1 protein-coding gene is annotated in these 1,043 nt (G+C 31.2%); it reads right to left on the reverse strand.

Going from position 1 to position 1,043, the window contains the following annotated elements:
* Positions 1-43: 43 nt before the first annotated feature.
* Positions 44-1,043, reverse strand: a 1,000-nt coding sequence (locus HMPREF2813_RS10080) for a TonB-dependent receptor domain-containing protein (RefSeq protein ID WP_148129920.1), incomplete at its 5' end; no start/stop codon positions are given.

Consider the following 1,043-nt stretch of genomic DNA (forward strand, 5'->3'; position numbering starts at 1 on the left):
AAAGTGCGGTAAAAATTTACCGCACTTTTGATTTTAGATAAGTTTAGAATTCAAACTGCACTGACATCTTATAATTTCTACCTGGTGCGTAGAAACGATTAATGCCTAATCCTGTTGATTGATCTATAACATTACTTGTACCAAATGAACGAATTGAACGAGCAGAATCCCAAGTAATGTATTTACGGTTTGTAAGATTATATACACCAGCTCTTATGGTTAAATTTTTAATTGGTTGCACATATCCAATTAAATCTAGAATAGTATAAGATTTACTGCGCCATTTTATGCTAGTGTTGGCTTGTTGTTTATCTTTCGCATAAATATCATAAGTATCTTCTGGATTTTTAGTGGATACGTGGGTAGTGTAGAAATTAAATCCAAATTTTTGGCTTGGGTGGTCATAGCCTAAGCCATACACCATCGTTTTAGGCTGAATTGCATTCATAGGAATATTGCCATCCATTCTTCCTTTTTGATAGGTATATTTATAGCTTAGGTTAAATCCATCCATAAATTTTGCCATTTTACCAAGGAATACTTTGGAATTAATTTCTATTCCTTTTACTACCGCACTATCTCTATTTATATTTTGATAAAGAGAAAATGGTAATGTGCTACCTCCTCCAGGGCCTACTTTAAAATCTCTTTGCTCTTTAAATATTAGGTCAATAAAGTTTTTATAGTTAGTCTTAAACAGACTTGTGGAAATAAATCCCCAATCATCATTATGTAATGTAAAAGCAATTTCTTTTGTTTTTGCTATCTCTGGTTTTAGATTAGTATTTGGCAAAATAGTGAAATCAGGGTGTTTAAAGGTAAAATACATTTCATCTGAAGTTGGTGCTCTAAAACCTTTTGAATATTTTAGTTGTAAACGAAGAAAACTCGTTGGATCAATCGTTGAAGCAAAACTGTAAGAATGTGCTTTATATTTTTTGTTTTGTTTAGCGATATAGTCAATATTTTGTTGTACGTTTTTCTTAACGTCATCATCACTATTTTGACCTTTTTTTAATGGAATAAACAATCCTTTCACAATA

It is taken from the genome of Haemophilus sp. HMSC066A11, assembly GCF_001811665.1.
In the GTDB taxonomy this organism is placed as follows: Bacteria; Pseudomonadota; Gammaproteobacteria; order Enterobacterales; family Pasteurellaceae; genus Haemophilus; species Haemophilus influenzae.